Here is a 4,139-nt window from a genome sequence, read left to right on the forward strand (position 1 = left end):
CAAGGAGCTTCTCGCTTGAGCTTATTCCTGCGGAGAGCATGGCTGGGAAGGATGCCATCGCGGTGACGAGGATGGGCGCGATTGAGCTAGTGACCCCGAATATCATGATGAAGACTATCGTCCACACCAGAACCGAAACGCTCTGGACGAAGACGTTGAGGGAGCTTAAAAAGGCTTTGAACTCTGCCGAGTAGAGGGCTAAAAGGATGGAAGCTCCAACGAGGAGAAACGCGACCAAAAATCCGGCCAGGGAGTGGTAGAGGGTCAGGATTGTGGAGTTCAGAACGAGGCCCCAACCGGCCTTCGGATAAAAGCGGAGGGTCTCCCCTATGCCGGGAATGAGCGTCGGGTAGAGCCTGGCTAAGACCACCCACGAGGCCAGTGCAAAAATAAGGAGGTAGAGCCAGCCACGCCTCATTTTCAGCCCCTGTAAAAGATATCCAAGCCAGACGGGTCCTTCTCAAGGTAGCCCCCGAGGTAGGCGAGCTTCCACTCGGACTTTATGCCGAGGATTAACCCCTCGTCGAGCTTCCCGTCGTTTACAAATGTCCTGGTGTAGAGGATTTCGAGGGTCTTTTGGTCGAGGTGGTAGAGGTTCTTCAGGATGGCCTTCGTCTCGTCGGGGTTGGCCTTCCAGTAGCGGGCGCTATCGAGCTGGGCCTTGATGAATGCATCAACGAGGTCCCTGTGCTCCTTCAGGAAGTCCCCGCGAACGACCCAGACGAGCATAACTGCCGGGCCGTTGACGATGCCCTTTGCCCTCGCCTCGTCCCAGAGTTCCGAGAAGGTCGCTATAACCGTATAGTTCTTGGCCATAAGCTGACTCGCTATAGGCTCCCAGATAACGACTGCATCAACGTCTCTCAATGAATCCTCTATCGAGCCGGGCGGAACGTTCACGACGGTGTAGTCCTCGGGCGTTATGTTGTAAAGCACCTTCATATAGGCCTGGAAGAGCTTGAATGTGCCAGAGGCAACCACCGCCCCTATCTTTTTGCCCTTAAGCTCCTTGGGTTCCATCTTTTCCTTCCCGATTATCGCTTGGTTCTGGAGCATGTCAACGGCGATTATCTTGATGTCAACGCCACTCTGGGCTAACTTCGCCGCCATTTCAGCGGGAATAACGGCGAAGTCGGTCTCGCCGTTCTTGAGGGCCGCTATAATGTCTGGAGTTTTGCCGAGGCGCAGAACCTTAACGCGGAAGCCGTTCTTCTCGTCGAAGCCTTTTGCCTCCATAATGTCGAGCGTGCTTATCCCGCCGAGCAGGGTAGCTGCCCTGACCGTTGGGAGCTCTGAAGAGGTAGCGCCCGAACCCGGGCTTGAATTCGCTCCTATGCATCCTGAAGTTAAGACCACCAACCCAACGAGCACTAGTGCCAGTACCTTCCTCATTCAACCACCCCCGAGCTTTATCAGGGCATCGGCTATGGCCGAGAGCGTGAGGACTAACCCAATGGGAATGTTGAGGTTGAAGGCCTTCGGAACGTTCTCAAGGCTTTTTCTTGCTAGATAGTTCTCGTAGAGGATTAAAAAGCTCCCGACTGCCCAGCCGGTGAGGTAAACCCACCCGAGACCGTAAAGCGGAACCGCAACCCCGAAGAGGGCTATCGCAATCAGGTGAAAGGCTAAAGCGATGTCAAGGGCCTTCTTTATCCCGAATCTTGCTGGAATGCTTCCAACTCCATGCTTCACGTCGAACTCGTAGTCCATGAGGGCATAGATAGTGTCGAAGCCGGCAACCCAGAAGAGCACTCCAAAGAAGAACGCCCAGGGGATTCTCTCAAGGAGAACCAAAAGGTTCGCCTCGTCGCCTCCTGCAGCGATCGTTCCTCCAGCTACGGCCATCGCCAGAGTTAAACCGAGGTGCAGATGCGGGAAGCTGTGCTTCCTCTTGCCGTGTGGATATGCAAGGGCCAAAACCCAGGGAATCGGGCTGAGTAAGGCCGTCCAGATGTTCAACAAAACGGCCGAGACGAAGTAGAGGACGGAACCAACGACAACGAGCCACCATGCGTCGCTGATTTTCACAGTTCCTTTGATTAAGGGTCTGTTCCACGTCCTCGGGTTAAGGCTGTCTATGTCAATGTCCGCTATGTTGTTGTAGGCTAAAGCGGCAGTTCTCAACCCAAGGAGGGCGAGGCTCATGAGGATTATCTCCGCCCAGGTTACGTGGAAACCGCTTAGGAGCGCTCCGACATAAGCGTAGGGAAGGCTGAAGAGAGTGTGCTCTATCCTGACGAGCCTCATCAGTGCGTGGAACCTGCTCGCCTTGCTGACTTCACCCGGATCGAAGGCCATCTCAACCACCGAGGTACTTTTTGAAAAGGTCTTCGAGCCTCCCAAGGACTTCCGGATCTTCCTCGACTTCCTCCACGACCCTTCCGTTCATCTCCAGCGGGAGCTTTCTCGTCGCGTCTATGCCGAGCTTGCTCCCGAGAGGCGGATTAGGAACAGCGGGGTCAAGGGCATCTGTGTGCGCGTTCGGGATTATCAAAACGTCCCTCTCAGGATTGACGAAGGAAGCGACCGCCCAGATGACCTGGTTTATGTCGTGGACGTCTATGTCTTCGCTGACGACGATTATAGCCTTAGTCAGCGCCATCTGACCCGTTCCCCAGAGGGCATTCAAAACCTTCTTGCCCTGACCCGGATAGCGCTTCTTTATCGAGACTACCGCAACGCCTTGAAAGACCCCGTATTCGGGGAAATTAACGTCAACTACCTCCGGCAGAACCATCCTCATCAGCGGGAGGAAAATCCTCTCGATGGCCTTCCCTATGACAGCATCTTCCAGCGGCGGCTTACCAACGACCGAACCATAGTAAATCGGGTCGTCGCGGTAATACAACCTTTCGGCGTGGAAGACCGGGTAGAGCTCGTTCCTCTCGCTCGGTTTGTCGTAGAAGCCGAAGTGGTCTCCAAATGGCCCCTCCTCGCTCAGCTCGTTCACATCGACATAGCCCTCTATGACCGCTTCAGCATTAGCAGGAACGAGGACGCCGTTGGGCAGGCGGTAGAGTTCAAGCCCCCTCCCCCTCACGAAGCCCGCGAAGAGCAGCTTGTCCATTGGGTAGGGAACGGGAGAGACTGCCGTCAAAAGCGTGCCTATGTCGGAACCTATGGCTATCGCTACCGGCATTTTCCCGTCGTTCCTCTCAAGGTAGTCCCGCCAGGCCTGGCTTCCCCTCTTGTGCACCTGCCAGTGAACCACGCCGGTAGAGCCGTCGAGGAGCATGACGCGGTAAACGCTGATTGAGTTCACTCCCCTCGGGTCGGAGAAGCAGACGAGGGGATAGGTTAGATAGCGGGAGGCGTCCTTGGGCCAAGTCTTAAATGCCGGAATGAAGTTCAACGGCTCGTCCTCGACCACGTTCCTTGTAAATTCAGCCTTTCTGACGACCTTCGGGAGGTATGAACTCATCTCCTTCAGCTTTCCGAGCGAGGAGAGCTTGTCCGAAAGGCCGAGGGGAAGGCTCTCCACGAGTTTGAGCGGCCTCTCGCCGATTTCCTCAAGCCTGCTAACTCCAAGGGCTTCCCTAACCGTCTCAACGCTCGTGAAGAGGTTTCCAACAGCTTTCCAGTCGGGATGACCCTTAACCCTCTCGAAGAGAACGGCTCCCCTCTTTTCGTACATAGCTTTTCTCAGAAAGGCCGGGATCTCAAGCTCTGGAGAAAGCTCCTCCTCAACGCGGATAAGCTCGCCTCGTCTCTCAAGCCACTCAATGTAATCCCTCATGTCCCTCATCGCTCACACCTCTAACTTCGGCCTTAAAACGGTTTCACCGGAGCAGTCGATGAGCCTAAGCTCTATTCCGTAGACCTCGCTTAAAAGCCCCTCGTCGAAGACTTCATCCGGCTTCCCCTGCGCGATTATCCTTCCGTTTTTCATCAGGACGAGCCTGTCGGAGAAGAGGTAGGCTAAGTTGGGGTCGTGTATAACTAAAAGAACGCCGACGTCTTCCTTCGCGAGCTTCCTGACAGTTTGTAGGACGAGGAGGGCGTTTTTCAGGTCAAGTTCGCTCGTCGGCTCGTCGAGGAGGAGGTACTTTGGCGAGGTCATCAAGGCCCTCGCCGTGAGGAGGAGCCGCATCTGCCCACCGCTCAGCGAGGTGTAGGGCTTTTCGGCGTAGCTCTCAAGG

At 55.4% G+C, this 4,139-nt stretch carries 4 protein-coding genes and 1 pseudogene; all 5 read right to left on the reverse strand.

What is annotated here, in order from left to right; translation table 11 throughout:
• Nucleotides 1-418: pseudogene (locus tag MVC73_RS04335) on the reverse strand (ABC transporter permease); the annotation flags it as partial.
• Between the two features lie 2 nt (nt 419-420).
• Nucleotides 421-1,392 carry an ABC transporter substrate-binding protein gene (locus MVC73_RS04340; RefSeq protein WP_297507387.1) on the reverse strand — a complete coding sequence of 324 codons (972 nt, stop codon included), beginning with the start codon at nt 1,390-1,392 and terminating at the stop codon, nt 421-423.
• Nucleotides 1,393-2,298, reverse strand: a complete 906-nt coding sequence (locus MVC73_RS04345) for a 4-hydroxybenzoate octaprenyltransferase (RefSeq protein WP_297507388.1) — start codon at nt 2,296-2,298, stop codon at nt 1,393-1,395.
• Nucleotide 2,299: 1 nt separating this feature from the next.
• Complete coding sequence (locus tag MVC73_RS04350) at nt 2,300-3,745, reverse strand: UbiD family decarboxylase (RefSeq protein WP_297507390.1); 1,446 nt, start codon at nt 3,743-3,745, stop codon at nt 2,300-2,302.
• Nucleotides 3,746-3,748: 3 nt separating this feature from the next.
• The coding region (locus MVC73_RS04355) for an ABC transporter ATP-binding protein (RefSeq protein ID WP_297507393.1) at nt 3,749-4,139 on the reverse strand (391 nt) is incomplete at its 5' end.

Source organism: Thermococcus sp. (genome assembly GCF_027052235.1).
In the GTDB taxonomy this organism is placed as follows: Archaea; Methanobacteriota_B; Thermococci; order Thermococcales; family Thermococcaceae; genus Thermococcus.

Excerpts from the sequence above, each read along its gene's own strand:
- MVC73_RS04345 (WP_297507388.1), bottom strand. The coding sequence starts at position 2,298 with ATGGCCTTCGATCCGGGTGAAGTCAGCAAGGCGAGCAGGTTCCACGCA.
- MVC73_RS04340 (WP_297507387.1), bottom strand. The coding sequence starts at position 1,392 with ATGAGGAAGGTACTGGCACTAGTGCTCGTTGGGTTGGTGGTCTTAACT.
- MVC73_RS04350 (WP_297507390.1), bottom strand. The coding sequence starts at position 3,745 with ATGAGGGACATGAGGGATTACATTGAGTGGCTTGAGAGACGAGGCGAG.